The organism is Nesterenkonia alkaliphila (assembly GCF_009758175.1).
GTDB classification, from domain to species: domain Bacteria; phylum Actinomycetota; class Actinomycetes; order Actinomycetales; family Micrococcaceae; genus Nesterenkonia; species Nesterenkonia alkaliphila.
In genome coordinates, this window is record NZ_WRPM01000011.1 from 61,118 (window position 1) to 87,861 (window position 26,744).

Annotated in this window: 20 protein-coding genes; 8 read left to right on the forward strand and 12 right to left on the reverse strand. The window is 66.9% G+C overall.

Annotation, left to right across the window (positions count from 1 at the left end):
• Position 1: 1 nt before the first annotated feature.
• From GNZ21_RS01835 to GNZ21_RS01855, 5 genes are all read left to right on the forward strand, one after another.
• A complete protein-coding gene (locus GNZ21_RS01835; RefSeq protein ID WP_157320812.1) occupies positions 2-1,909 on the forward strand; it encodes a TOMM precursor leader peptide-binding protein in 1,908 nt (635 codons plus the stop codon).
• A gap of 16 nt (positions 1,910-1,925) precedes the next feature.
• Positions 1,926-2,303, forward strand: a complete 378-nt coding sequence (locus tag GNZ21_RS01840) for a hypothetical protein (protein WP_157320813.1) — start codon at positions 1,926-1,928, stop codon at positions 2,301-2,303.
• A complete protein-coding gene (locus tag GNZ21_RS01845) occupies positions 2,300-4,114 on the forward strand; it encodes an ABC transporter ATP-binding protein (protein ID WP_157320815.1) in 1,815 nt (604 codons plus the stop codon). The genes GNZ21_RS01840 and GNZ21_RS01845 overlap by 4 nt, the downstream gene beginning before the upstream one ends.
• Before the next feature lie 55 nt (positions 4,115-4,169).
• On the forward strand, positions 4,170-4,520 hold the full coding sequence (locus tag GNZ21_RS01850; protein ID WP_157320816.1) for a serine/threonine protein phosphatase: 351 nt from the start codon (positions 4,170-4,172) through the stop codon (positions 4,518-4,520).
• A gap of 666 nt (positions 4,521-5,186) precedes the next feature.
• On the forward strand, positions 5,187-5,516 hold the full coding sequence (locus GNZ21_RS01855) for a hypothetical protein (protein ID WP_157320818.1): 330 nt from the start codon (positions 5,187-5,189) through the stop codon (positions 5,514-5,516).
• 43 nt (positions 5,517-5,559) lie between these two features.
• Here GNZ21_RS01855 and GNZ21_RS01860 read toward each other — a convergent pair whose 3' ends face one another.
• Positions 5,560-6,399, reverse strand: coding sequence for a hypothetical protein (locus tag GNZ21_RS01860; RefSeq protein ID WP_157320819.1), 840 nt, complete (start codon positions 6,397-6,399; stop codon positions 5,560-5,562).
• Between the two features lie 249 nt (positions 6,400-6,648).
• Here GNZ21_RS01860 and GNZ21_RS01865 point away from each other — a divergent pair, with 249 nt between their 5' ends.
• The 3 genes from GNZ21_RS01865 (at position 6,649) to GNZ21_RS16150 (ending at position 11,026) form a co-directional block, all read left to right on the forward strand.
• On the forward strand, positions 6,649-9,213 hold the full coding sequence (locus GNZ21_RS01865) for an AAA family ATPase (protein WP_157320821.1): 2,565 nt from the start codon (positions 6,649-6,651) through the stop codon (positions 9,211-9,213).
• A 54-nt stretch (positions 9,214-9,267) separates the two neighbouring features.
• Entirely contained in the window at positions 9,268-9,981 is a 714-nt protein-coding gene (locus GNZ21_RS01870) for a hypothetical protein (RefSeq protein ID WP_157320822.1), read from the forward strand.
• 400 nt (positions 9,982-10,381) lie between these two features.
• A complete protein-coding gene (locus GNZ21_RS16150; protein ID WP_157320823.1) occupies positions 10,382-11,026 on the forward strand; it encodes an HNH endonuclease in 645 nt (214 codons plus the stop codon).
• Between the two features lie 63 nt (positions 11,027-11,089).
• Here the strand turns inward: GNZ21_RS16150 and GNZ21_RS01880 are convergent, their stop codons facing one another.
• From GNZ21_RS01880 to GNZ21_RS15805, 11 genes are all read right to left on the reverse strand, one after another.
• Positions 11,090-13,066, reverse strand: coding sequence for a recombinase family protein (locus tag GNZ21_RS01880; protein WP_157320824.1), 1,977 nt, complete (start codon positions 13,064-13,066; stop codon positions 11,090-11,092).
• A 147-nt stretch (positions 13,067-13,213) separates the two neighbouring features.
• Complete coding sequence (locus tag GNZ21_RS01885; RefSeq protein WP_157320826.1) at positions 13,214-13,414, reverse strand: hypothetical protein; 201 nt, start codon at positions 13,412-13,414, stop codon at positions 13,214-13,216.
• Positions 13,415-13,426: 12 nt separating this feature from the next.
• A complete protein-coding gene (locus tag GNZ21_RS01890; protein ID WP_157320828.1) occupies positions 13,427-14,050 on the reverse strand; it encodes a hypothetical protein in 624 nt (207 codons plus the stop codon).
• A gap of 16 nt (positions 14,051-14,066) precedes the next feature.
• Positions 14,067-14,543, reverse strand: coding sequence for a single-stranded DNA-binding protein (locus GNZ21_RS01895; RefSeq protein WP_157320829.1), 477 nt, complete (start codon positions 14,541-14,543; stop codon positions 14,067-14,069).
• A gap of 95 nt (positions 14,544-14,638) precedes the next feature.
• Positions 14,639-19,642 (reverse strand): helicase-related protein, encoded by a 5,004-nt coding sequence (locus tag GNZ21_RS01900; RefSeq protein WP_188503504.1) that lies wholly within the window; start codon positions 19,640-19,642, stop codon positions 14,639-14,641.
• A gap of 38 nt (positions 19,643-19,680) precedes the next feature.
• Positions 19,681-20,232 (reverse strand): hypothetical protein, encoded by a 552-nt coding sequence (locus tag GNZ21_RS01905; RefSeq protein WP_157320830.1) that lies wholly within the window; start codon positions 20,230-20,232, stop codon positions 19,681-19,683.
• Positions 20,233-20,414: 182 nt separating this feature from the next.
• Positions 20,415-22,190: a type IV secretory system conjugative DNA transfer family protein gene (locus GNZ21_RS01910; RefSeq protein ID WP_157320831.1), complete on the reverse strand. Its 1,776-nt coding sequence runs from the start codon at positions 22,188-22,190 to the stop codon at positions 20,415-20,417.
• On the reverse strand, positions 22,187-22,678 hold the full coding sequence (locus tag GNZ21_RS01915; RefSeq protein WP_229659413.1) for a hypothetical protein: 492 nt from the start codon (positions 22,676-22,678) through the stop codon (positions 22,187-22,189). The genes GNZ21_RS01910 and GNZ21_RS01915 overlap by 4 nt, the downstream gene beginning before the upstream one ends.
• 86 nt (positions 22,679-22,764) lie before the next feature.
• Positions 22,765-24,255, reverse strand: a complete 1,491-nt coding sequence (locus GNZ21_RS01920) for a TraC family protein (RefSeq protein ID WP_188503518.1) — start codon at positions 24,253-24,255, stop codon at positions 22,765-22,767.
• Between the two features lie 848 nt (positions 24,256-25,103).
• Positions 25,104-26,582 carry an SCO6880 family protein gene (locus tag GNZ21_RS01925; RefSeq protein ID WP_157320833.1) on the reverse strand — a complete coding sequence of 493 codons (1,479 nt, stop codon included), beginning with the start codon at positions 26,580-26,582 and terminating at the stop codon, positions 25,104-25,106.
• Positions 26,531-26,744: hypothetical protein (locus GNZ21_RS15805; RefSeq protein ID WP_232532618.1), on the reverse strand; the 214-nt coding region annotated here is incomplete at its 5' end. The genes GNZ21_RS15805 and GNZ21_RS01925, both read right to left, overlap by 52 nt.

Consider the following 26,744-nt stretch of genomic DNA (forward strand, 5'->3'; position numbering starts at 1 on the left):
CATGACCGACAACCTGCCCACGCTGCATACCTGGTCCAGTTACCGCCGAGTCGTGAAGCAGCACTTGCTGGAACAAGCCCCCTCCCTCCGGGCGAGCGGGCTCGACTGGTTCCTGCAGGTCGGCACCGCTGACGAGTTCACCGCCGACCGACAGCCGCCGACCGAACCCGAGCTCGCGGTGGTACTGCTCCCGGGTGCCGCACTGGTAGTGCCCCATGACCCCCGCCGGCCCGGCTGCCCAGCGTGCCTGCTCACTCGCCGCCAGTTGGCCAACCCGAAGCACCTAGAAGTCCAAGCAGCCGAGACGCAGTGGACTGCCGCCGATCCACCGCTCACGCGGTCCGCCGAACCTGCCGACCTCGCCGAGGCTGTCCTGGCCGCAGCCCGAGGGCTGATCACCCGGGATGATCTTTTCCCGGCTCGACCCGTAGTCCAGGTGAGCTCGCAGTCCTTGGCCCCAACCACCCATCGCTACCTGCCCGACCCCCTGTGCCAGACCTGCGGAGGCCTACCCGACGACCGCGCCGAAGATGCCCACCTGGTCCTCAGCTACCGGCCCAAGCACGGCCCCCGGTCCTACCGGTATGAGAACCCCGTCCAACGTCTCGACGAGCTAAAGGACCTCTATGTCGACGAATTCTGCGGAGTGCTGCACTCCCTGCGCCGTGACACCCAGGGCGGGCTCGCCGTCGCCGGGGCCCTGATGAAGCTGCGCCGCCACGAGTGGGTCGAGCCCGGGTTCGGCCGCAGCCGCAGTTACGACGAGAGCGAGGCCACGGCAATCCTGGAGGCGCTCGAGCGCTACGGCGGAGTCCAACCCGGGGGACGGCGCACCGTCGTAGAGGCGCCGTTCGCCGAGCTAGGCGAGGATGCGGTGGACCCGCGGCTATTCGGTGCCCACCCTGCGAGCACTTACGAAGACACCGGCAACCACTACCGCGACTTCGATGCACATACCTCCTACCGCTGGGTGTGGGCTCACTCCTTCCTGCACGACCGTCCCCGACTCGTGCTGGAGTCGCAGGCCTACTACTACGTAGCCCACGACACGGGTACCGCCCCCTACCTCTACGAGGTCTCCAACGGCTGCGCCCTGGGAGCCACCACAGAGGAGGCTGCTCTTCACGGGTTGCTCGAGGTCGCCGAGCGGGACGCGTTCCTGCTGGCCTGGTACCGGCGCCTCTCGCTGCCCCGACTGCGGCCTGCCACAGCTCGGTACCAACCCGTCGAGGCACAACTGCGGATGATCGAGCGGGAGACCGGGTACCGGGTCCAGCTCCACGACCAGACCATGGAGAACGGCATCCCGTCCGTGTGGGCTCTGGCTCGCAACCCTGACCCCTCGGCCACCGGCCGTCCGGCCCTGGTCTGCGCAGCCGGCGCGCACCCTTCCCTAGAGAAGGCCGCGCTCAACGCCCTCAGCGAGCTAGGGCCCTTCCTTAACGACTTCATCGCCCGCTTCCCGTCCCTCGCCGAGCGGGCCGAACGGATGGTCGACGACTTTTCGCTGGTACAGACCATGGAGGACCACTCCACGCTTTTCGGTTCGCCCCGGATGCGCCATTACCTCGACTTCCTGGACGAGGGACCCGAGGTCTCCTTCGCCACGGCCGAGCGGAACCCTAACCAGTTCACCGCCGCTTCCATGGCCGAGGATCTCCTCGAGATGGTCGGGCGCTTCACCGCGGAGGGCCAGGAGGTGTTGGTCGTGGACCAGACTACCGACGAGCATCGGGCTGGCGGCCTGTCCTGCGTCAAGGTACTCGTGACCGGGTCGCTAACTATGACCTTCGGCCACCACCTGCGCCGGATCGATGGCATCCCCCGTCTCGACACGGTGCCCGCCCGCCTCGGCTTGCGCCCCGGAGCGGACCCCTCGGAGCCAGTGCTACCCCATCCCTTCCCCTGAACGGAGACCCACGACCGTGTACTTCCTTGTCAACGTCGAATGGGACCTGCACCGGCACCACGCCTCCCTCGAACAGCTCCGTGCCTGGGCTCAGGGCCCCGGCGCAACCGCTTACCACGGGCTGCCGGGCGTGGTACTGAAGGCCTGGTACTCGAACCCCCAGTACGGCGTGTGGGGCGCTGTCTACTTGGTAGAGGATCCCCAAGCCCTGGACGCCGAGCGGCTGCCCCGTACGGTGGCTGACCGCACCGGCCCCATTGGTACCCCGCCCGACCGGGTGAAGTGGCACGTCCTGGAACAAACTGTCCTGGGCGGCACCCACCTGGACCATGTGTTGCCCCCACACCTATTAGCCCGGCCTGCGCCCGGCTTCCATTCCGAGGAGGAGAATTGACAACACCGGCACCAGACGGGGAGGACTCGACCACGGTCGACGACCATGGGGCCCCGCCGCTAGGAGCACTCCCGCAGCACCCCCGAACCATCCCCCCCAAGGGTGCCTTCCGCGACTTCCTCGCCGCTGTGGCCCCGCACCGTCTCGCGCTGGTGATCGTTGCCGTGCTCTCCCTCACCGCCACGGTCTTTGGCGTGGCCCAGCCGCTGATGATGCAACACATGATCGACGCCACAGGCCGCGGCGGTGACAACCCCTGGTTGTGGTGGCTCGTCGGCGTCACTCTGGGCGAGGCCCTCTTGCGGGGCGCGCAGTCTTATATGCTCCAGCGCACGGGAGAGGGCTTCGTCGGTGGGCTACGACGGTCGTTGATCGGCCATCTCTTGCGGCTGCCTATGCGCGACTATGCTGAGACTCCGAAGGGCGAGTGGATTAGCCGCCTCGGCTCCGACACCGGGCAGGTGCGCACAATCGTCACCTCAGGACTGTTCGAGCTCGTCTCAGCGGTGCTGATGTTCGGTGCGGCCGTCGTGCTCATGCTCTCCCTCGATCCTCTGCTATTCCTCCTCACTCTCGCCGGGGTCATAATCGGCGGCGCGGGCGTCACCGTCATGGGTGCCCGCATGCGCCGCACCAGCGAGGTCACCCAGGCAGAGATCGCCCGCATGACGGCGGCCGCCGATCGTGCATTGTCCTCGATCGTACTAGTGCGCTCCAGCGCCGCTACCCAGGATCAGGCCGAGCACGTCGCCAGCTTCGCCCGCCGAGCGGAAGCCTCCGGGATCGAAATGGCTCGGATCCAGGCTTGGGTCCAGCCCATCATGACCTTGAGCATTCAGGGTGCCTTCCTGGTGGTCCTAGCGGTCGGTGGGCTGCGTGTGGCGCATGGCGCCATGACGGTGGGGGAGCTGATGGCGTTCATCATGTATCTGTTTCTCCTAGTGATGCCCATTACCCAGGCGATGGGCGCCTACACCCAGATCCAGCTAGGACTGGCCTCCTACGATCGCATCCGCCGGGTGCTCGACCGGCCCGTGGAGCGCTCCGGTGGCAGCAGTGAGGCGGCCGGGCGTAGGCAGTCCGGCGCGCCCGCTGTAGTAGTCGAGGACGTTCACTTTCGCTACGGCGAGCCCCCGGTACTGCGCGGCGTGTCCTTCACCGTGCCCACCGGGTCTCGCACCGCGATCGTCGGCCCCTCGGGGGCCGGCAAGTCCACGATCTTGTCGCTGCTCGAAGGGTTCGTAGACCCCGACGAGGGCACGGTCCGCTGCCTTGGCCAGGACCTGAAGCACGCCGACCTTGAGGCCTACCGGCGACAGGTGGCCTACGTAGAGCAGGGGGCACCTGCTCTGGGCGGGAGCCTCGCTGAGAATCTGCGTATTGCCGCCCCCGACGCCACTGATGAGGACCTGCATCGAGTGTTGTCCGCGGTGGGTCTGGAGGGACTGGTCGCCCGCCAGGCGGCAGGCCTACAGCTCGAACTCGGTGACAACGGGGCCGCGCTCTCCGGCGGCGAGCGGCAGCGCCTGGCCTGGGCCCGTGTACTCCTGCAAGATCCCCGGCTGCTGCTCTTTGACGAGCCGACCGCCAGCGTAGACGCGACCACCGAGACCATGTTGAGCGAGGCCCTCGATAAGATGTCCCGCGGCAGAACGACGCTCATCGTGGCCCACCGGCTTTCTACAGTCGTCACTGCTGACCAAATCATCGTGCTCGACGCTGGTCAGGTCCAGGATGTGGGCACACATGACGAGCTCGTGGACCGGTGCACCCTGTACCGCGACTTCGCAACCCACCAGATGCTGGTTTGAGCACACCGGCCCCGCCTCCTGAGTTCCGGGCGCGGTATGGGTATAGTCTGCAGGTATGGCCGACGACACGACGTTCCCCCACATCCGCGGCTCTGATGGCGAGCACGTGGGCTACGTGCGTATGAGTGAGGATGACCGGTTTATTCCCATTGACCTGATGTGGAACGAGATCGGCGGTCCACAGGAGTTGACCGACGCCGAGGCGCTCCTCGAGGAGCTTGGACTGAGCTACCTCGCGGAGGACTGGATGCTCGACCTCGAGGACCACCCCGAGCCTGTGAAAGTCCGTATCAGCGAAATCACCTCCAACCGGATTACGGTGGCTAGCATCGACTACGGCTACCCGGCCGACATCGGCACGTCGTTCGAGTTGCCTAACCCCACCACTGCTTTGCGTAGGATTTGATGAGTAGGTAGCAGTTCCACTACTAAACTTGGGGTGTGTCTCTGTGAAGCTTCTGTATCTCAAACCACAATTTGGAGTTTGAGACAGCGTTGAGGTGACGGTAGATGCGGCGGCGTGGTAACGCTTGAGGATGCGTCCGATCTCGCGGTCGGTCTTTCCTTCGATGCGTCGCCGGTGGACGTAGGAACGAGTGTCGCGGTCGTGGAGCATCCGGACCATCTCGATGACATTGAGTGCGCGGCTGAGCTTCCTGTCTCCGCCCGGACGCGCAGCGTCTCGATTATGAACGCGCCGCCACACATCTGGCCACCTTCACCCCGAACGACGAACCCCCAGCCGGACAAGAGAGCACCGTGGACCGAGAAGGCCCGACCAGATAGCCGACTTTCGATATCACACCGATCAACTCATCGACGTGACACCTCTGCTCCGACCGCTCTCTGTTCCCCTTGAGGACTGGTGACCCCGCGCCTGGTAGAGATAACGCGCTAGAAGTCTGGTGCGGCCCGGCGTATCGTTGTAAGCGCAGGAAAGAACACAGGATTCCGACCTAGCGAACATGACCTGGGCGGATGGCCTCTCGCCGACGGGAGAACGAACACACATTGGGCCTGCAGCGCTTAGTACGACATGCCCGAACCGTGTCATGCCTGTGAGGCCCGTACCATGTTCTCCGCACTCCTGAACCTCAGCATCCGCACCCGCGATCTGGTGCAACGCCACGCGCCTACGAACCGGTTCCTGCGCTGGCTTCGCACCCGCCACCCCGCCCACTGGCCGAGCCTGGTGATGCTCTACGGTGTCGCGTTCCTAGCCTGCGCCTTGTTCGTCAGCCTGCTCGTGCACCTCGGCTTGCCCCAACTGCTGTACCTGCTGTTCTTCCTATTCCTCTATGACGGTGCGAAGTTAATCATCAACGGGCTCAAGGGCTTCGCCACGGCGCGTAAGCACGCACACAGGAATCCGGCATCCGCCGAGGGACCCACCCGAAACTGAACCGAAAGCTCGCAGCCTTTCACCGCCCATCGGTTCTCGGGGGTCAGGGCCGGTAGCCCTCGTGTGCCGCCGCGATCGTGTCGGTGAGCGTCACATGTGATACGCGCTGATCAGGAGCGTCGAACCGGTACCGACTCTCCACGGATTCCAGCGCCGCCACCGTCGCTTCCTCGGTCAGTCCTTCGGACATGCGCAGCACCAGACCAACCGCTTCCGCCCGCGTGAGACCCTCCTGTCCGGCCTCGCTGACACCGTCGTCGAGCTTGCAGATTCCCGCCCCGGGGACCGCGGAGGCGCCCAGCTGCCGCGGCCGTTCCAGGGGCCGGCCAAGGAGGTACTCCCATTCCTCGGGCAGCACCTCCCGCCGCGTCGCGGGCTTGAGCCGGCTGGTGTCAATGACGTACTCGTGCTCGTTGCGAGAGGCATGGAAGAACGCCAGCACCGTCTCCCGGGGCGCGTCCATCTCGTAGATCCGGTGCGAGCGCCCCGAGGCCGCACCCAGACGGGTAGCGAACCAGTGAGCGCACTCCAAGCTCGTCGTCCACGAGAGTCCGTCCTCGTACCCGGCGGTTGCAGCCCGGTACACCGGCAGCGTCGCCGGTAGCTCCGATATCGGAAGCAGCTCGGTGTCATCAAGATAAGTACCAGGCTCAAGGACCATCTGGAAGAGCGTCAGCCACAACTCCGTGGTCGCTGCTCGTCCGGGCCATTCAGTGGCGGTCCATGTGTCCTCCAACGCGATGCGGAACTCACGTGGATCCGAGAGTATGCCCATGCTGACCGCATCGACCAGCAGCGCTGGCTTGTCGGCCCGCCCTTTCCGCGCGGAAAGCTGTTCCCAGGACCGGGGCGTGAGATCCGCGGGCAGTCCCGCCTCACCCATGCCGGCACCGCACCTGCGGTGCGGGCTACGATCCCGCACGGACGAACCCCATGCCTCCATCACACCACGCCTCCTCGTGAACCTTTCGTATCTCATCGCCTGCCCGTCCCATCCGACCTCAGCGTGCCCTTTACTCCCGAGGTCACTGAGAGCGACCTGCTGGAGCGTCGTAGCTGGTACGTGTGGATCCGGCGCGCGGATCCGCTGCGAGGGACGCTTGCGTGGCCCCAAAGAGTGAGATCATGAGTTATGACGATCGAGAGTGACATCATTACCTGGGCATTGGACCGCCCTGGATGGCAACAAGGCGTGCTCGTCGCTATCGCCAATGGCGAGCAGTACGAGCCGGAGCAAATCACGGACCTCGTTGATGAGGTGTTGGCGGGCAACAACAATGCGCCGAGCCAAGAGGCCAAAAGCATCCAGGTGAAGTCCGCTGTGGTCAAGCAGGTCGACCTCGCGGCGGTCGCTGAGCTGTGCGGAGTGAACGCTCTCGTGAGCGGCCAGCATCTGAGCTTTGCGACAACGGGCATCACCGTCATCTATGGTGACAATGGCAGCGGTAAGTCCGGGTATGCACGGCTGATCAAGGCAATGGTAAACGCCCGACACCGGTCCGACATCCTCCCCAACGTCTTTCAGGACTCACCAGACCAACCTTCCGGTGCATTGCACTACCGGGTTGCTGGCGAGGATCACACGCTCGCGTTCCCCGCCACGCCACCACCGGAGCTGCTGAAGATGAGCTTCTACGACGAGCATTGCGGGGAAGAGTATCTCACCAAAGAATCGACGATCTCATACCGTCCCTCGGCACTGACTCTCCTGGACGGCCTCATCCAGGTGTGTGACGAGGTGCGAAGTGAAATCGCCACGCGGATCAAAGCCAATGAAGCTAAGGCTCTCGCCCTGGATTTGCCGCCGACAACGACAGCAGGAGCCTTCCTGTCAACTCTTACCGAAGTCATGACCACTACACAGGTCGAGGCCGCTACCGCCCTGGCCGAGGGGACGAACGAGCGGCTGGCCGAGGTGCTCAAGGAAGAGGCGAGGCTCGCAGCGACCGACCCACAGAAGGAAAAAACGCGGCTGACCACGCTCGCGAACGAAGTCAAGACGTTGGGCAACGATCTGGCTCGGTTACTCGACGTTCTGGGGACAGAGAAGACGACCGCACGGGCAGAACTCCGAGTTGCATCGGCCGCAGCGCGGGCAGCCGCGTCGGTCGCGGCAGCATCCTCATTCGAGGATGAGCCACTGGCCGGTGTGGGTTCGGAGACCTGGCGTCTGCTGTGGAGCGCAGCGCGTAACTACTCGATCGCTGAGGCATACCACGCCCACCAGTTCCCGGTCACTGACGACGGCGCGGTCTGCGTGCTATGCCAGCAGACGCTCGACGATAAGGCTAAGACCCGCCTCCGTCAGTTCGACCAGTACATGACCGACACCACTGAACGCGACGCCGTCACTGCCGAGCAGAACTTCGCCTCGAGCCTCAGCGAACTGCAAGTACTGGAGTTCGCGACACCTGCCCGAACCTCTGCTCTCACCGCCTTGGAAGCGCACGACACCCAGCTCGGCGTCGCAGCCACCGCACTTCTCACCATGCTTGAGAATCAGCGTGATGCCATCGTGCTACACCTGACCAGCGAGGATCCCGCTCCCGCACCACTCACGGCGATCGACGTCCCTGACAAACTCACCGCTCGTGCTGAGAAGCTCCTGGAGCGTGCTGCCGCAACTGATGTGACGCAGTTCCGAGCCGCGGTGACTGAATTGAGAGATGAGAAGGCCGAGCTGCAGGCACGTGTTCGACTCTCAGAGTCGGTGGATAAGGTCAAGGCCGAAGTCCAGCGCTTGGGCGAGTTAAAGGACTTGAAGTTGGCGCGTACCGCTGCGGACACGAAGAGCATCACACAGAAGGCATCTGCGCTCACTCGCGAGCACGCCACCGATCGCATCCTGGACCGTTTCAGCCGAGAGGCCGAGCGTCTGCGGCTTCAGAAGGTGACGTTGCAGGATCTTGGCGGACGTAAGGGGCAGCTGAACCAGAAACCGGGCCTGCTGGGTGCCGCCAAGAGTGTAGCTGCACACACCGTGCTCAGCGAGGGTGAACAGACCGCTCTCGGACTCGCAGGGTTTTTTACGGAGGCAGTCTTCGATCAGTCAAAGTCGGCACTCATCTTTGATGACCCAGTCACGTCCTTGGACCACGTTCGGCGGGATAAGGTCGCCGAACGGCTGGCCCAACTCGCCCAAGACCGGCAGGTGGTGGTCTTCACCCACGATGTCGCTTTCACGGGCGACCTTGCCGCGGCAGCAGAGCGAGAAGGTGTTGCTCTTACCGAGCGCGCTGTGGAACGCCGCGGAGTCGATCCCGGCATCTGCATCGACAGCTTCCCATGGAAGGCGAAGGACTTTGGTTCGCGCGTCACCCACCTCACAAGCGAACTCGCGAAGCTCAAGAAGGAGCGTCCTGGCCTCGTTCAGGACGAGTGGGAGGAACGTGTTGCCACATGGGCGGGATACCTCTCTGAGACCTGGGAACGTAGTGTGACCACTGAGGTCATGAACCAAGTATTCGACCGCGGACGTTCACAGGTGCGGATGATGAAGTTCCGCCTGCTCGCTGATATCACCGACGCTGACAACCAGGACGTCCAAGACGGCTACGGTGCAACATCCCTTTGGGGAAGACGCCACGACAAGGCCGCTGAGACCAACTACGTCGCGCCCGAACCGGCGGACCTCGAACGCGAACTGAAACGCCTGACCGAGTGGCAGAAGCGCGTCCGGAAGTACCTCTCGAAGTGATACCTGATGGTGAGCGACAGGTCCCGCTCACGGGATAGAGCAAGGAGCGACGGCATGTCATCGACCGAGTACCCCTTCCCTGTTGCAGTGTCGCAACTGGGCGAGCAAGACTCGCGTGAGTCTCAGAACGCCCGCGCCGTCCAGTGGCTTCTGGAACAGCGTGGCGGTTCCATCGTTGTCGTAACGCCGCAGAAGCAGTTCGACAGCGACATCCTCCGGCGCGTTGCTGCCAGTCCAGGAGTCACACACCTCACCTGGCGCGGCTTGTTCACGGGCTCGCTCGCGAATCACCGTGTGCTCTATGCCTGGCCGGGCCGGAAGCACCTCAACGATCTTTGGGGCGCCGACGCAGATGCGCTTGTCGTCATCGAGTGGGGGCGGGCCGAGACTGCGACGTGGATCGAGGACACGAACCCAGTGCGACTTCTGCCCGGTGAGACTGTGCAGCCCGCACCTCAGCCGGCACCCGTGGAAGCGGCCGAGCCGTTGCCGAACGGCGTCGGGGAGATCCTGGAGCACATCGCGGCTTGGGCAGCTGGATACGACTCGGGTCTGAAGTGGAACGAAGAAGACAAGCTCAAGGCGGACATGATGAACTGCCCGGAACGATGGGCCCCCATCACCGTTGAGCAAGTTCGAGCCAAATGCCGTGAACTGAAGATGCGGCCCAACGACATCGAGACGATCACGGGCTTCCTGGAACGCAGGAAACAAGGACGCCGCTTCAACGTGAGAAGCACCTATCGCGACTTCAGATTCGCGCAGTAGACGCGACTCGAACGTCATCACCGCACCGACGCAAAGACAGACTCTCATGGCAGATCAAGACGCTCACTTCCGCGTCATGGATGAGGCACTGAAACATCCAGATGGCCGAGCCAAGGGCGGAGAGCCCTGCGTGATTTGTGGCAAACCGGTGCCGGCGAGCGCCCACTGGGTGCAACGAGACCGACACGTGTGCTCCGGACGGTGCAACAACCTCCTGCGTCGCCGCTACGGTCGCGGAAGCGCGAGCATCAACGCCGAACGAGTGGCGGCAGCGGTCGAAGCCACCGGGCCGCGACCGAATCCACGAACCAGCGGCCCTCGTGTCTTCCGCACCCTCCCGGATGCGCGCCCGCCCGAACTGCCTATCGAGTGGGAGGGGTACGGGCCGCATCCAGGTGATGTGATCGAGCGCTACGGCATCTTGACCCAGTACCTCGTCCAGGACATGCCCGATGGCTACTTCACCTCGCGCGTCGTCGTAGCCGTTGCCGAGAGCGGTGACATGTTCGTAGCAGGGGCGACTGATGAAGGCTACTACTCGTCCCTGGTGATCGGACCGCACGGTCCAGGAGGCGAACGCCTTGAGGGTCAGCTATTCAGCCACACCTTCGACATCAACGGCGTCCTGTGTCAATGGCGCCGCGAGCGGGTCACGGATCTACAGCCCGACGGCGTGGACTACTTCTTCTGGGAGTGCTACGCCGCCGTCCCCGTTGACGCACCGGCCTACCCCGAGCCGATGCACTCGCCGCGCTACCGAGCGGAGATGGATCGTCGCCGCCGAATCAGCAGCAATGCGGCAAAGCACGAGCGCCGGGCCCGTTCAGAAGCCACCATCGAGCGGTTTGATCCAGTGGAGGTATACGAACGAGACGCTTGGACTTGCGGCATCTGTGGAGGGAAGGTCGATCCACAAGTGCTACACCCCGATGCCATGAGCGCGAGCTTGGACCACGTCGTTCCCCTGTCGAAGGGTGGGGACCACACTCGCAGCAACTCGGTCCTCGCGCACCTGATCTGCAACATCCGTAAGTCGGCGAACTAGAGTCCCTCGGATACATGTTCTCCGCAACCTGGGTCGTGGAGTAGCCCAACAAGGTTTTCGCACCTACTTCGACTTTCGTCGTGTGTGTTCCCATACGGTCGCCCGGTGAATACCGAAGCGCTTCGCGATCGACAGCACGCTCTCACCGCCCTGACGAGCAGTTCGAATAGCTTCTACTTCGTTCTCCGTCAGCGGCGTTCGATTACGGCGACTAGGGTGTGAGACGACATCTGGCTCCGTTTCCGCGGTCAACTCTGAGTCATCTCCATCGCCCCGCTCCGCCTGTCCCCAAGCGGCTACCAGCCTCTCCAGACGACGTCGGGAGTTCGGATTGGTTCCACTACCTTCCACGTAAGTTGAGAAATTCGAAACCTGCCCCGTCTGATGGCGGGGCAGTTTCGCGTCCGGGCCCGGATCGGTCGTGCCACCGCTGTGAGCGTTGGCCAGGACGCTCGCCGCGGGCTCGGCAGGGACGAACGTGACGTTCTCGTCTTCGTCGACGACGATGCGCTTGAAGAGGGCGCGGTTGAGCATGCGGCGTTCAGTAGGTTCGCATCGGGCGTAGAGATCGCCGAGGTCGGTGAGGACGCCGAGGAGCTGATCGAGCCCGTCGTGGGCATCCCGGTAGGTGGTCGCGAGCCCGTCGAGACGGTTCGTGATCGCGTCCAGGCTCGTGCGGATGCGGTCCTGTTCGGCCCTGAGCAGGTCGAGGGGGATCGCATCGGCGTAGTGGGCCTGGACGAGCTTGAGGCGTTCGGCTTCCAGCTTGTCTCGCTGGGCTTGGAGGAGCTGGCGTTCGTCGTCGCTGGAGGCTTCGAGCTGGTCGAACACCCGGTGCAGCACCGAGGCGACGTGCTCGGCCTCAGTCTTGGTGAGGCCGTTGGTGCCGTAGTCCCGGTCGATCCGGTCCTCTACCCGTGGCGCCAAGACGGCGGAGCGGGTGCAGCCGGTCTTCTTCCTGCGGCCGGAGCAGGTGAAGTACTCGTACCGGTCGCCGTTCTTGTCGCGGGGGCGTTCGATCATGAGCTTGGCTCCGCAGGAGCAGTAGAGGTTGCCTTTGAGGTAGTGGTCGTACTTCTGCGGGCGCTCGCCGACGGCGTTCTTCGCATCGAGCTGGGTCTGTACCCGCAGCCAGGTCTCTGAGTCCACCAGCGGGGTGTGGGTGCCGTCGTAGGTGACGCCGCGGAAGGTCACGGTGCCCTGGTAGTAGGGGTTGGTCAGGATCTTGTGCAACGCGGTGGTCGTCACCGGACGGGCGGGCTGGGATGGGGTGGGCCGGGTGGTCAGGCCGCGGGTCTTCAACTCCCGCGCCAGCGATGAGAGGGACTGCTCGCCGGTGGCGTAGGCGGTGAACGCGAACCGGACCAGCTCGGCACGCTCGGGGTCGACCTGCACGTCTCGGACTTCGCGGCCCTGGGTGTCGGTGGTGCGGACGTTGAGGTAGCCGAGTGGGGCTTTGGTGGGGGTGCCGCCGAGGGTGGCTTTCTGGACCATGCCCTTGGTGACCTCTTGGGCGAGGTTGAGGGAGTAGAACTCGGCCATCGAGGCGAGGATGCCGTGCATCAGCATCCCCGAGGGGGTCTCGTCGATGTTCTCGGTGACCGAGACCAGGGTGATGTTCGCCCCGCGCAGGGTGGCGTGGATGATCGCGTCGTCGAGGCGGTTGCGGGCGAGCCGGTCGACCTTGTTGATGATGCAGTACTGCACCGGGTTCGCAGCCAGGTAGTCGAGCATCTCCTGCAACGCCCGCCTGCGGGCGGTCTTGGCGGACTCGCCCGGTTCGATGAACTCCTTGACGATGACCGCGCCGAGCTGCTCGGCCTTCCTGGCGGCGGCATCACGTTGGGCGGGGATGGACAGGCCTTCTTCGAGGCCGTTGCGGGTGGCCTGGTCCTTGGTCGAGACCCGCAGATAGGACACCGCGGGCACCATGCCGTCGGCCAGCGGCTCACCGGCTTGTGAGGACTGTCCGGGGTTGCCCGCGGCCAGAGCGCGCAAGGCGTGTAGGTCGAGGCCGGAGGGTTGGTCGATGAGCGTCATCGGGTGACCGCCTTTCAGATGCCCGACAGGGTGTCGGGCGGCTGGGGCGCCGGATGGCGGTCACGTCAAAGTCTGCGAAAAGAACACCCCGGTGGGGTTTAGGGCTGGTGCCAACGAGCGCCGTGATCGTCGTTCGTACTGGCCATTCTACCGCTGAGGTTCCAGCAGGTCCCGGAGGCGTTCACCGGCCTGTCCGGTGGCGGTCCCGTCACCGGTGGCGCGCAGGGCGAGGCGGATGAGGACCTCGGCGACCTTCTCGGCGTCGATCTGCTCGCGTCGGACGAACCGGACCCGCACTGGCCGGTCGGCGCCTGCCCGGTCGGTCTTGCGGTCATAGGAACGCACCATCAGCTCGTCCGCCTACTCGTCGGCCTCGGACGGCTCGTCGGCGGCGGGTGCTTGGGCGCTGAGGGAGGCGTAGAACCGTGCCTCGGCGTCCCGCCGGCGGGCGAGGTCGTCGTTGACGAAGGCCACGAAGTCTGCATCCCGGTCGGCGATCACCTGCTCCTCTACCGGCTCGGGAGCGTCGTCGCCGGGCCAGACGGCCTGGCGGGTCGGCCGGTCACGATCCACCCGGGTGCCGGAGGCGGCGACCCAGTCGCGCAGCCGGAGCCTGGCTTCGGCGAAGTCGTGGTGCCAGCCGATCGCGGCGGACCCGTCTTGTTCTGGGTCGTAGCTGCACAGCCAATGCACGTGTAGCGCGGACAGCTCCCACACCAGCTCGGAGTGCCGGTACCAGAACGGCGGCACCACGCTGGCGGGCAGGCCGTAGGCGTGGCGCAGCCAGTCGACCCAGGCGTTCAGCTCACGCCATTCGATCGTGGCCTGCTTGGCGGTCAGCAGGTTCCAGTTCACCGGGTGCGGCGGCTCGTCCAGCACCCGCGCCCCAGCCGCGCTCTCACCCGCAGCAGCGGGTTCGGTCGGGAGGTCCTCGGGCTCGGGCTCATCCAGGTCCGGCGCAACCGGTGGTGCGTGCTCACTCATTGCGGGTGTCCTCCGGTCACAGTCCGAGCGCAGGCTGCCGACTCGCGCTGCTCGCGCGGGAGGCCTCGGTGCGCGACGGTGCGCTGCGTGCTGGGCCGTCACGTCCTGCGTCCCGTTCCGGGGCGGGCTCGCCACGGCGGGTGCGGGCGACGTCGTAGGTGGTGCGGGCGGTGTCGTGGCCGATCTTCTTGGCCACGAACTCCTCGCCCTCGATCTGCTGCCCGTCGCGGGTGTAGGAGTACTCGTGGGCGTAGCCCTCGGCCACGAAGCTGTCGCCCTTGGTGAAACGCTCGAAGGCCCGCTCGGCCGAGGCGCGGTAGATCACCAGGTTGTGGAAGTCCGGCTCCAGCTTGGTGAACGACCCGTCCTGCTCTCGCCGGTAGTTCTCCTGCCCGACCCGCGCATAGAACCGCGCTTCACCCTTCTCGGTGTAGGTCAGCTGCGGATCGGTCGCGATGAACCCGGTCAGGGACTGCTGCGTTCTGATGGCCATCGGTCTGCTCCTGTTCTGTCTGGTGACAGACCGCCAGATACGTGCGGGCTGTCTCGACAGACAGGTGCGCAAACCAGCCCGCGGGCTGAGGATGGCTACAGGCCGGGGCCGCGCCGTCGCACTGGTGCCGGGGAGTCGTTCAAGCCGCTCGAACGCGGGACGGTGGTGCGGACCGGGTTGGCGCGCACGCCGAGCGCGGGACGTTGCGCGCGCACCGCCTCGACCGTCAGCTCGGCGTCCGGAGAGTCGGGACGGCGTTGGTCGGGGTCGTCCTGTTCTTGTATGACGGCGAGTTGGGTCTGGACACGGGCGAGGTCTTCTTCGGCCTCGGCTAGTGCGGTGGCGTGTCGGAAGGGTTGGCCGATGCGCTTCTCGGCCTCACCGATCGCATCCTCAGCGGCGACAAGGTCGGTGCGGGCGGCGTCCAAGAGCGCAGGGATGCCGGAGACGCGGTTCTCGATGCGTTGGATCAGCCCGACGCCGCCTTCGAGGAACGCCTCGCGGGTGACGATGAACCCGCTGTGGGGGACACCGGCCAGCGCGACGTTCACGACCAGGTCGCCACCGAGTGCCGGCCGGGTACTCAGCGTGATGCCGAATCCGCTGATGGTCCCGATGGTGCCGTGGTCACGGGCCTGGTAGCGCGGTGCCCATTTCAGGTCCGAGCTGTGTGCCCACTCGGCCAGCGCATGGGCGGCATCGGCCCGCGAGGTGTAGCTCTTCTCGGCGAGGTCGATGCCGAAGCGGTCGCCCGAGGTATCGCGCACTTTCCGGAGCGCGGCTTGTAGGGCGGTGATGTCGGCTTCGGCGCGGCGGGCGTCGTCACTGGCGCGGTCGCGGGTGTGGACGAGCATGGACTGATTGCGGTGGTAGGCCCGTTCCAGGCGGCGCAGCCGGGTGACCTCGTTGGTGATGGTGGAGTGCTCCAGCAGTAGCGGGTTGCCTGAGCTGATGGCCTTCGCCTCAGCAGCAGACAACGCCGAGGAGTCGATCTCCTCGATCTCACGGGTGTCGAGCCGGCCGCGCATGAGCTGGGCGATGAAGGTGGCCTTCCTCTCGACGCCTTGCCACATGTAGGAGTCGAAGGAGCGCTCGGTGACGAACCGGACGATCGCGACCTCGGCGTTCTGATTGCCCTGACGCAGGATGCGACCCTCCCGCTGGGCGATATCGGACGGTCGCCAGGGGCAGTCCAGGTGATACAAGGCCACGGCCCGGTTCTGGACGTTGGTGCCGACACCCATCTTCTCCGTGGAGCCCATCAGGACTGCGATGTGCCCGGCGCGGGCGGCGGCGAACAACCTGGCCTTGTCGGCGTCGGTCTTGGCCTCGTGCATATACCTGATCGACTCGCCAGGTATCCCGCGCATGACGAGCTGGGCATGGAGTTCGTCGTAGGCGTTCCACCGCTCCGGGTTGGGGGTGCCGATGTCGGAGAACACCAGCTGCAACGCACCGCGGACGGGTGAGGGCTGTCCGGTGAGGGTGTCGAGGTACTCGTGATCCTTCGTCTGCTCCCAGACCCGGTGGATCGCGTCGGCGGCGACGTCGACCTTCGTTGGCCCCGAGGGGGTGTTGGGAACGATCATGCGGACATCGAGGGCAGCCTTGCGACCATCGGTGGAGATCACCAGCATGTTGTCCTCATCCGGCGACACGCTCTTTTTGGCGACCTTCTCGGCCCGGGCGCCAAGGTGGTCGATGAACTGCTCCAACTCCACGGTCGGCTGCACTGCGACGGTGGCCGGGGCGCGTTTACCGTCGTCGCGGAGGGCGAGGTCGGGGGTGGGCAGGTCGAGGTCGTCGGCGGTCTTGACGTCGGCGAAGATCGACCACATCTTCAACATCTCGGGCACGTTGGAGAACTTCGCGAACCGGGTCTTCATCCGGAACGTGTTGTTCCCGGCCGGTGCCATCTCCATGCTCGTGACGGTCTGCCCGAAGGTCGCCGCCCACGCATCGAACGCCCCGATCCCGGCGGCCTCCAACAGGTCGGGCCGCAAGTAGCGCTGCATCACGTACGCCTCGGTCACCGAGTTGGAGATCGGGGTCGCGGTGGCGCCGGTGACAACCCGTTCGCGACCTTGCGAGCGCAGGTAGTCCAGTTTCATGTGCAGGTCGGATGCGCGGGCAGAACCCTCGATGGAGGCGTCGCGAATGTTGGATTCGGTGGCGAGGTTCTTGTACATGTGCATCTCGTCGACGATCACGTAGTCGATCCCGGTGTCCTCGAAACACACTCCCGCGTCCCGTCCGGTGTCGACGCGAGCCTTGACCTTGTTCTCCAACTGGAGCAGCTTGCGTTGGACGCGCTTGACGCTCATCCGGTCCTCGCCCTGGGCGTCGTCGAGGACCTGCTTGACCTGATCGACCTGGCCCTGGATGTAGGCGGCCTGGGTTTCGGCGCGCAGCGGGATCTTCGCGAACGCCCCCTGGGTGAGGATCACCGCGTCCCACTCGTTCGCTGACGCTCTGGCGACGAACAGCCGACGCTTCTCGGCGGTCAGGTCTTGGCTGGAGGCAGCGAGAATCCGTGCCCGCGGGTAGATCTGGAGCCATTCGCGGCCGAACTGCTCCAGCATGTGGTTCGGGACGACGACCACGGGTTTGTCGATCAGGCCCATGCGGCGCATCTCCATCGCGCCCATGATCATCTCCGCGGTCTTGCCCGCCCCGACCTCGTGGAACAACCCGGCAGAGGGTTCGGCGATCATCCGCGCGACCGCGGCCCGCTGATGCGGTCGCGGCGTGAACGTCGCCGCCAGCCCGGGTAGGGAGAGGTATTCTCCGGCGCCGGTGTAGTCCCTGAGCACGATGGAGTTGAACCGCCGGTTGTACTCGGCCACCAGACTCGCCGCGCGTTCGGGGTCTTCCCACACCCATTCGGCGAACCGCTCGGCCAACGCGTCGGCCTTCTCTTGGGCGGCGGTGGTCTCCAGCGGGTTGAGCACTTGGCGCTTGCGGCCGTCGGAGTCTTCGACCTCGTCGTAGACCAGCAGGGTGCGTTGCTCCATCACGGCCTGGGCGATGTCCGGGGCCGGGCGGCGTTCGGTGCCCCACTCGCTGGTGGCCAGCAGCCCTTGGCGTCCGCCGCGGACCTCCCACACCCCCGGCAGCGGGTTCTCGACCCGCACCTGGTTCGTGCGCAGCATCTCGTTCAGGAACTGCTCGTGGACCTCCGCACTGATCCACACCGCGCCGAGCCGGGCGGTGATGTCCTCCACACCCAAGGCCTCGGGCAGCACCCCGGTCAGTGCCTCCACATTGGTTCCGAAGGCGGGATCGTCGGCGGCGCGAGACTTGGCGGCGTCGAGCTTGGTGCGTACGTCCCCGGACAGGTAGGCCGGGGCGTGGATGAGGTCGTCGGTGTCGGGGTCGGTGAACACCAGCCCCTCCAACGCGGCGTGGGCTTCCGCGTCGGGCATGCCGAGCATGTCGGCGATCAGGGGCAGGTCGATCCCGCCCGTCTTGTCGAGGCTGACCGCGATCGCATCAGCCGGGGTCTCCACCCCCTGGACTTCGGCGCGGGGTGCGACGACCCGGCGGGTCATGATCGCCGCTGGAGTCGCGGTCTGGTCGGTGTCGTCGAACTGTTCAAGGGCCATCACGAGCGCCCCGAAGGGGTCGGTGCGCAGTAGCCGGATCGGGGTGGGCACGATCCGCGCGTAGGTGTCCTCCCCGGCCTCATTGGTGCGCCCCGTGCGCCGCAGCGTGTACCGGTTCAAGGGTCCGTAGGTGCCGAGGTACTTCTGATACCCGCGGCGCAGCTGTTCGCGGGCGGTGGCGATGTCGTCGGTGTCATCGACGCTCGCGGCCTCCAGCGTCAACAGCCGGGTGGCGGCATCGCGCAGACCTACCAGTGCGCGCAGCTCACTCGCGGCGGACTTCGGCACCGAGAGCGGCTCGACGGTCCCAGCGGCCACGGTGCCGAACCCGCCACCTTCGGTGGTGGTGATGCTGCCGTCCCACAGCTCCGGCGGCGAGGGCACGAACGCCGCACGCCGCGACTCCTGCACCGCCGTTCGTGGGGTCATCGACAGTCCGGCCCGGCGGGCGGTGAAGGTCACCTGGTCGATCGCATCGGCCAGATCGGCCTCCAGCCGGTCGAGGCTCCCCGTCACGATGAGGCTGTCGCTGCCGTACATGCCCTGCCCGATGCTGATGTCGCCCAGGACATGCTCGGGGTGGTGGTCGAAGTACGCATTGACCTTGATGGTCTGCCCGTCGAGGGTGATCGGAGTGACCCTCTCCCACAGGTCATCGGCCGGTGGCTGCCCATCTTCGCGGCGGCGCAGGATCAGCAGGTCGGTGACGACCTCGGTGCCCGCCGCCCGCCGGTGCGCACACGACGGGAGGCGGATCGCGCCCACCAGATCGGCCAGTGCGTTCATCTCTCGGCGGGCGCCGGGGTTCTGGGCGTCCATCGTGTAGTGCGAGGTCAGCACCGCCACCACCCCGCCCGGACGCACCAGGCGCAGGGACTTGAGGATGAAGTGGTTATGCATCGACTGACCCGTCGGGTTGTGCACCGGATCATGCAGCCTCACATTGGCGAAGGGCACGGTGCCGATCGCCGCGTCGAAGTGGCCCTCGGGCAAGCGGGTGTCGGTGAACGACTCGCCGCGGATCGTCGCGTGCGGGTACAGGCCTCGGCTGATCGCCGCGGTGATCGGGTCCAGCTCCACCCCGGTCACCTGTGCCTGTTCGGGGGCCAGACCGATGAACGTGCCCGCGCCCGAGCCGGGTTCCAGCACCTGCCCGCCGTCGAACCCAAGCGCGCCCAGCGCATGCCACAACTGGGTAGCGATCAGGGGGTCGGTGTAGTGGGCGTTGATCGTCGTCCGCGCGGCAGCATCCCACTCCGCGTCGCTCAACAACTCACGCAGCTCGGCGCGCTCGGTCTCCCAGGCCGTCTTGGTCGTATCGAAGACCTCCGGGATCGCACCCCACGAGGACCACCGGGCCAGCACCCGCTGCTCCTCGGCCGACGCCAAGCGGTCTTCTTCGGTGAGTGTGCAGGCGAGGCGGATCGCGGCGACATTCGCCTCAAACCGTGCCTTCGCGCCCGAAGGGGCCAGATCCTCCTGGGAGGACGGCACAAACCGCGGCGCAACCGCCGCAGGCCCCCCGGCTGCTGTTAGTGGACTTCGCGCAGGAACCGGATCGTTGCCGCTTCCGCGAGAACCTCCCGGTTCGCTTCCAGGTACTCCCTGGGGATCTCCGCCTCCAGGAGCCCGAGCAGGAACTCGGTCGGCAACGCCCACTCGGTCGCCTTGTCCTCCAGCTCCACTGTCGAGTGCATCGGGTAGGGGGAGTCCTGTGCCCGCTCGGCCCAGGCGATCAGGTTCTCGTCCGAGGCTCGGGTCTGCTCCCACTCCTCGCGGGCCTGATCCAGCGGCAGGCTCGGATCGCCGGCCCAGGCCAGGTGCTGGTTCATCATGACCTCCTCCGCGATCTTCCGCGCCGTCATCCGACGAGATGCGTCCTTCAAGTAAGTCTGCCCCGAAGAGCGCCGCATCTCCACGCTCAACGCCGGGTTCTCTTCCAGTCTGCCCGCCAGGTCCGACACTTCGGCGGCGATCTGCGCCCCCAGGTCGCTGAAGAACCGCTCCGGGTCCTCCAGCGCGGCCATCCGTTCCGGGGCGTGCTGGGTCCAGTGATCCCGGACCCTGATCGCGTAATGGTTCATCGTTGGCTCCTTCCGCTGTCGGGGGCGCGGCCTGTCCGGCCGCGGTGGCCGACGCGTCGGCGATCGTGGTGGCGGCGGTGTCCTCATCCAGTCCCCACAGGTCCAGCTCAAGCTGACCCGGCGGGGGCGTGCGCCTGCGGGCGGCCATCAGTGCCACCCGCTCTGACGCCGGTAGCCGCGGTTCACGTCTGCTCGCTTCCGAGCAGCGCTTCGATCGCGGCCCGGTCGGTCTTCAACGTCTTGGCGTCAGCGCGGGCCGTCCAGGGGCGCAGGTCGGTGACGATCGGGGGCGCGGAGCGGAGCATGGTGATGCCGGTGCCGAACGGCAACGTGCGGAGCCGGTCCGGCGGCAGGATCGCCACCCGCCGCACCGAGCGTTGCGAGGAGCGGGAGCCGTGGTCGCCGATGGTGGTGGAGTCGGTGTACTCGTCGTGCTCTCCGATCAATGTCGACAAGTCCGCCAGATCACGGGAGTTCGACGCCCCACCCAGGATGACTTTGACGATGGCGGCGTCCCAGATCGCATTCGCGGCGTTCTCACTCCACTTGTCCCGCGCTTGGGCGAGGGACTGCAGGACGGGCAGGGTGGTGATCCCGGTCCCGCCACCCTCGGCCATCAACGTCGGCAGCGACGGCAGGGGTGCGAGGTTGCCGACCTCATCCAGCGCCAGCAACAGCGGCGGGTCCAACCGCGCGCCAGCCGATCGGGCCGCGATCCGGCGGGCGGTCTCCACGAGGTCTTCGACGAACGCCGCCACCAACGCCGACGAGGCCCCCGCCCCCGCGCCGGTGGCCAGCAGATACAGGGTGCCCGAGCCAGTCAGGAACTTCTCGGGGTCGAAGTGCTCACCTGCCCGTGGGCTCACCGCGTCGAGCACCCGCGGGTCGGCCAGCGCAGCCAGGGACAGGGAGACGCCTTGCCAGATCGAGTCGCGAGTGCGGGGGTCGGCCTCGATCATCGCCTCCAACGACTCGGCCCACCCGGTCGCGGCCTGCGAGGAGTTCGACAGAATGCTGACGGCCTCGGCCGCGGTAGTGGGATCGAGGGTCCACCGGAACAGCTCCGACGCTGGCCGGTGGTCGAGGGCGGCGGCGTGCAGGAGCGCTTGCAGCGCGGCGCGGGTCTTGCCTTCCCAGAACCCGCCACCTTCCACACCACCAGCCGACAGACCGGTGCCAGAGGCCAGGCCGGTGGCGCGGATCATCGCCGTCAACGGGTCCTCACAGCCGCGAACTGGCGACCACCGCAACCCCGCCGGCACACCCTCAGCCAGATGCTGGGGATCGAACACCGCCACCGGCCGCCCATCACGCTCACGCGCCTTCAACGTCGCGGTGAGGTTGTCCGGCCGGGTGCTCGTGGTCACCACGGCGCCGGGCGCATCGAGGATCGCGTTGATGACCACGTGCAGGCCCTTGCCCGAACGGGGCGGTCCGACGAGCAGGATCGAGTCCTCCACACTCGCCCACACCTGCCGGCCCTTGGACCTGCCCAGCAGGTAGCCGACATCCCCGGTCTGGGGCTTGTCGAGCGAGGGTCGCAACGTCGACGCGCGCCCCAGCAGCGCACGCCCGGAGGCGGCGCGGGCGACCTCACTACGGGTCGCGGTGCCCGACAGTCGTCGCGGATCGACTTCGACCCGGCGGGCATGGTCGCGGACCTGACCCAACACCCACCACGCCAGCGCCCCCAAGCCGACGAGCAGCATCGCGGCGGTGATCCAGTACGCCACTGCGCTCAGCCCCTCAGCATCCAGCGCGTCGCCGGGATCGCCGGGCTGCACCAGGACCATGAGCCCGGTCGCGACCCCCGCCTTCGGCTGAGGTGCGCCGGTGAGGAACGCCGCGATCGTGCCCGCCAAGCGCAGCACCCCCGCCAGTCCCGCCAGTCCGATCAGGGCGCCGATGGCCAGATTCGCCAGACCGTCACCCATTCCCGGCGTCCGCGGCGCACTCATCGCGGCCTCGCGATCACCTGGGTCCCGGAGACCCGGCCGAGCAGGATCACCTCACCCGCCCCCGTACTGGTCAGCCCCACCTCGGCGAGGTGGGCGGTGTCGAGCAGCGCGCGGGCGTCGCCGGTCGGTGTGGCGCCGGTGTGGGCCACGATGACCGCGACCGCGACGTCCTCGCCCGGCACGAAGCCCTCGCCGGTGACCTCCACCAACGAGGCCCCTGCCGTCGCCTCGTGCCGCTTCTCCTCGGGCTCAGGCTGAGGGCGGCGGCGCTTGGCCGGGGTGATGATGTCGGTGAACGCGGTGCCGTCGACCTCACGGACCTCCACGCGCACCGGCACCCGCCGATCCTGGGTCACCGCATCGATCAGCGCCCCGAACGTCGAACGCCGCCACGGAGGGGCGAACTCGTCGGGCTCGAACGGCTCCCCGTCCACCCTGACGGTGAGTGTGCCGTCGTCGTTGACCCGCACGAGAACGTGCGGCAACACCACCGGCGGCGTCGCCGTATCGTGATCCTCTGTCCGGCCGTCATCGGGTTCGTCGGGGTTGCCGGAGCGGCGGTAGCGGGGGCGGCTCATGACTGGCCTCCGGTCATGCGGAGCCGAGTATCGAAGGCTTCCAACTCGGCAGGATGGAGTTGGTGCTGGCAAACGAAGGACCTGTCCTTGATCCGCCACAACCCCTGACCCGTGCCCAACCCGGGCAGGAGCTTCTGCTCCGTGCCGGTCAGGGCGAGGGTGGAGGCGGTGACGCCGAGCTGGTCCGATTCCTGGCGGTAGATGATCCGCGTCTCCGCGTTCGCCAGCAGCGAGGAGGCCAGCGCGCGCATCGCCGAACCTTGGTCGCCGACGTTGTCCAGATCGGTGAGCTTGTGGAAGATCAGCATGTTCGCGATCCCGTAATGCCGTGCCAGCCGCCATTGCGCATCCATCCGCTTCAACAACGCGGGATGGGACATCAGCCGCCAGGCCTCGTCGTAGATCACCCACCGCTGCCCACCGGCCGGGTCCAGCAGCGCCGACTCCATCCACGCGCTACTGCACGTCATCAACACACTGATGAGCGTCGAGTTCTCCGCGACTCGGGACAGGTCCAGGGAGATCATCGGCAACGAGGGATCGAACGCCACCGTCGAGGGCCCGTCGAACAGTCCTTGCAGGTCACCGGCCACGAGCCTGCGCAGAGCGTGGCCGACCATGCGCCCGTCCTCGGCCAGCCGCCCATCGGTGTCATCGGCGTCGCGCGGTGCGAGGATGTGGTCGACGACCATCGGCAGAATCGGCACGTCGTTGCCCGCGACGACTGCCGTCAGGGCGACGTCGATCGCGGTATGCTCCAACGGCGACAGCGACCGCTCCAACACGGTCGCAGCCAGCGCCCCGATCAGGTCACGACGCCGCGAGGCGACCTGGGTGGTCCACTCCAGATCGGAAACCCCAGAGGGCCGGTGCCCCTCATCGAGCGGGTTCAGCCGGTTCGCCAGCCCGTGACCGAGCACGATCGCCTTGCCGCCGACGAGTTCGGCGACCGGCGTGTGCTCACCCTTGGGGTCACCGGGGACATAAACGCGGCGCCCGAACGGGATCGAACGCGTGTAGAGGGACTTCGCCAGCGAGGACTTGCCCGAGCCGACGATCCCCGCGAGGACGACGTTGGGGGCGGTGATGATGCCGCGCTGATACAGCACCCACGGGTCGTAGACAAAGCTGCCGCCCGAGTAGAGATCCTGCCCGACGAACACGCCCTCGGAGCCGAGTCCGCCCTCGGCCAAGAACGGATACGCCCCGGCCAGCGTCGCGGACGTGTCCTGATGACGAGGAAGACCGAACCGCCCCGGTGTGCGCAACGCCGCCGGGCCGGGCTGACCGGCACGGGGCAGGTAGGTCGTGGCACGGCGCTCGGCGCGCTCGGCCTCGGCCTTGGCCTTCAGCTCGGTGGCGCGGGCGCGTTTGGCGTCGGCCTCGATCGCGACCGCCGCCCGACGGCGGGCCTTACGGTACCGACGACGCTCACGACTGGGGCCGACCAGCACCGTGCTGTGCAGCCGCTCACGCTCGGCGCTCACAGTCCCAGCCCCCGCGCCTCGGACCGCGAGACCGGCCGCCGCACCGGCGTGGTCGACCCGCTCTGGTGCCCGGCGCTGACTGAACCCCTGGCCAGTGCTGAGCGCCGCTGCTGGCGCGGGCCGCGCCGTCTCGGGCCTCGCCTGTTCGGGCTCGGGGACATGAGTGCGCAGCAGACCTACGTGGCCGTGCAGGTAGTCGTAGGTCAACGCGTACTCGCCCTTGGTGGCAGTGCGGTCCCACTGGCCGACTGGCGCGGTGTCGTAGACGTAACCGTTCTCCAGGGCCGCCTGCGTGGTCTCCTCGCCGTAGTCCCACCCGGCGAGGTGGTCGATGGTCGCGGCGGTGCCGTCGCTGTCGATCATCTCCAGCACCGGGTCGGCCTCGGAGCCCTGCAGGAACACCACCCTCAACCACCGCTGATCCGCCGCGGGTGCGGGCTCGGGGTGCCAGGCGATCCGCCCCGACGCCTGCGAGGCGCGGTTCAGGCGTCCCTCGGCGCCGTCCACGAGAGCAGCAGCCTGGCGCAGCTCGTCGGCTGCCACCTGGGCATCGCGTGCTCCGGCGGCATGGACACCGTCGTCACTGTGCGCACGAGCCTGATGGGAAAGATGAGCGGCGGCGAGCTGATCGAGCACTTGACGCAGCGACCGCGCACCAGCCAGCAGGTCACCGATCACCGCATAGGTATCAGCCGGATCATCGAAGGAACGGGTCGCGTGGGCCAAGCCGCGCAGCGCCGCCGATGCCTCAACGGCATCGGCGGTGGGGTCGTCGAATGTGGGCATCGTGGGCGCCTTCCTGAGTGAGCGGGGTTGCTCATCAGGTGCGCCCACGGCCCCCTGTCACGTCACACAGTGCGCGCCAACGGAAGCGCCGCGACCGCGAATGCCTGGGCTTGTTGGCCGACCAGGCGGCGGGTCTCGCAGGAGGCTTGGATCGCAGCCTGCTCGACGGCTGAGACGGCGGCCTCCAGCTCGTCGATGCTGGGTGCGGAGACGGAGATGAGGCCGGTGTAGCGCAGCACCCCGTGGCCTGCGGTCAGGTCGGCTTCCTGCTGGAGCACGTCGTGGTACTCGGCGGTCTGGGAGGCGTCTTCGATCTGGCCGATCTTGGCGCGTTGGGCGGCGTCGGAGATGTACTCGGTCTTCTTCTTACGGATGTCCCGCGCCGCCTGGTCGGAGCGGATCGGAGTGCAGACCAGGGAGAACGTGCGCTGAATGCCCGTCGAGAGCAGGAGCGGTGCGAGGAAGCCGGGGTAGACCAACGAGCGCGGCCATTCGCTGATCCACAGCACCGCGTGGTGCGCGGAGTCCGAGCGCAGGTGATCCCAGCTCTCGGTGACCGCGACCGGTCCGGCAGCGGCCAGATCGCGGCCCAGCTCGCCGTGGCGCTCCAGGGTGGCCGCGATCGCTGGGTCATAGGCACCCCGCAAGATCACCGCCACTTCGCCGGGTGTCAGCCATTCCGAGGGTGTGAGGTCCGCGGCGTGCAGCGCGGCGACCAGGGTGGTCATCTCCTGGCGTAGGACGGCGGCAGCTCCACGGAGTCCGCCGCCTGCGGTGCGTATTTGCCGGGAACTGTTCTTCATGTCCAATGCCAGCGAGAGCGTGGTGGCGTGGCGTTCCCCGGCGGGTCCCGCGCGTTCGATCAATTCGCTGTAGGTGGTGGCGGTCCAGGAGCCGTCGTCGGTGCCGTGCTCGGCCCACCATTCGGCCAGCCCGGTTCCGGAGTCGGGAAGGGTGCGTTCGGTGACCTGGAGGCGGGCGACGCGCCCGGAGCGGCAGGCAGTCGCCAGGACGCGGCCCCAGGCGGTGACGCGGCGTTCCTGCTCACCGGGGTCCAGGAGCACGAACGCCGGATGACTCAACCCGATGATGGCGGTGAGGGTGTTCGCGTGGGGGTCGTGGATCATCGCCGCCCCGGTCTCGGGGTCCAGGAACTCCCGCAGGCTCGCGGCATCACCCGGAAGTGCCAGGGTTCCGGCGGGGCGCGGCTTGACCACCGTCCGGCGATACAAGAGCTGTCCGCCCGTGACACGCCAGACCCAACGGAACGCGACCGGCACCCACTCGATCAGCTTCCTGCCCCCGATGGGCACCCAGGTCAGCACCGCGCAGGCCAACCACACCGGTGCTGTGTAGGCGAGCAGGACGCCCCCGCCTGCGTAGAGGGCTCCGACGACCGAGAGAACACCAGCACCGAGGGTGATGAGTTGCGGCAACGACAGCCCGAGCAGGACGCCGCGCCGGGTCAGGCGGGAGAACTTCACCGGCGTCAACTCGCCGCCCTCGTTGCGGCGGTCGCGGTCACTGTGCTTCCGTGCCATCGCAGGGTCACTCCTTCGGCTTCGACGGTGGTGGTGGGGCAGGCTTCGACGCCGGCGCGGGAGGCTTGGTCTGCTGGGTAGGTGGCACCGGCTGAGCCGGGCTCGTCGGTGGCGGGGTGCTCGCGCTCTGGTCCGCGGCCCCTGCCTGTGCCTCGGCCTGAC